Source organism: Kitasatospora purpeofusca (genome assembly GCF_000718025.1).
In the GTDB taxonomy this organism is placed as follows: domain Bacteria; phylum Actinomycetota; class Actinomycetes; order Streptomycetales; family Streptomycetaceae; genus Kitasatospora; species Kitasatospora purpeofusca.
In genome coordinates, this window is sequence record NZ_JODS01000079.1 from 1 (window position 1) to 1,339 (window position 1,339).

A 1,339-nucleotide genomic window follows, 5' to 3' on the forward strand; every position below is an offset into this window, starting at 1 on the left:
AGCACTGACAGTGATGATGTACGTGGTGACGCTGCTGGCGGGTCTGACCCGAGCACTGACTGACGTTTCGACTGTCCTGTTTGGGATTTGTCGGCCCGTCGGCGGCGTCACCACGCACGCGGCCGGACGGGCGCTTGTGACTTCATAGGAGCCTGGCCAGAGGCCCCGTCACTGTCTTGTCCACCCGCCCGACCGGCGCGTGCCGCCCTCGGCTCGGACAAGCGGCAAGGACGGACATGACCAGCATGACGCACGACGGCCCGGAGATCACCGGTGGAGTCGACACTCACGGATCGACCCACCATGCGGCGGTGATCGGCCGGCTGGGCCGGCACCTCGCCGATCGCGAGTTCCCGGCCACCGTCCAGGGCTACCGGGACCTGCTGGACTGGATGCGTTCGCACGGTGAACTGGCAGCGGTCGGTGTGGAGGGCACCGGTGCCTACGGTGCCGAGCTCGCCCGGGTACTCACCGCCGCCGGGGTCACCGTCGTCGATGTGGACCGGCCTGACCGCAAGACCCGGCGGACGAGGGGCAAGTCCGACCCGATCGACGCTTACGCCGCCGCAACGGCGGTGGCCTCCGGACGGGCCACCGGCGTCCCGAAGAGCCGCGACGGCACGGTCGAGGCCGTGCGGGTGCTGCGGGTCACCCGCCGCGGCGCGGTCAAAGCCCGCACCCAGGCGATGAACCAGATCCGCAGCATGCTCGTGTCCGCTCCCGCGGTCTTGCGCGAGCAGCTTGCGGGGCTGGAACGGGCCGCCCTGATACGCACACTCGCCAGGCTGCGGCCCGGTGCGGACCTGTCGACGCCACTGGCCGCGACCAAAGCGGCCCTGCGGCGCCTGGCCCGCCGCCACCAAGCGCTCGACGACGAGATCACCGAGCTCGACACTCAGATCGGACCACTGGTCCGCCAGGCCGCGCCGGAGTTGCTCGCGCTCTTCGGCGTCGGCCCCGAGACAGCCGGCCAGCTCCTCGCATCGGCCGGGGACAACCCTGAACGAATGCGCTCCGAGAGCGCGTTCGCGCACCTTGCCGGAGTCGCGCCGATCCCCGCGTCCTCCGGCCGCACCCATCGTCACCGCCTCAACCGAGGTGGTGACCGGGCCGCGAACAACGCCCTGCACACCATCGTGCTGGTCCGGATGCGCTACGACGAGCGCACCCGGGCCTACGTCGCCCGGCGCACAAAGGAGGGACTGTCAAAGAAGGACATCACCCGCTGCCTCAAGCGCTTCGTCGCCCGCGAGATCTACCGCGCGCTGACTGCAGCACCAGCCGAACAAATCGCTCAAACCGACCTCGCTCCTGCGGCTTGACGTCTATAGGAGCATCC

General features: G+C 69.9%; 1 protein-coding gene. It reads left to right on the forward strand.

Annotated elements, in window-relative coordinates; all coding sequences use genetic code 11:
• The first annotated feature begins 245 nt into the window (after nt 1-245).
• Nucleotides 246-1,322 (forward strand): IS110 family RNA-guided transposase, encoded by a 1,077-nt coding sequence (locus tag IF01_RS0140765; RefSeq protein WP_051742849.1) that lies wholly within the window; start codon nt 246-248, stop codon nt 1,320-1,322.
• The last annotated feature ends 17 nt before the right edge of the window (nt 1,323-1,339 follow it).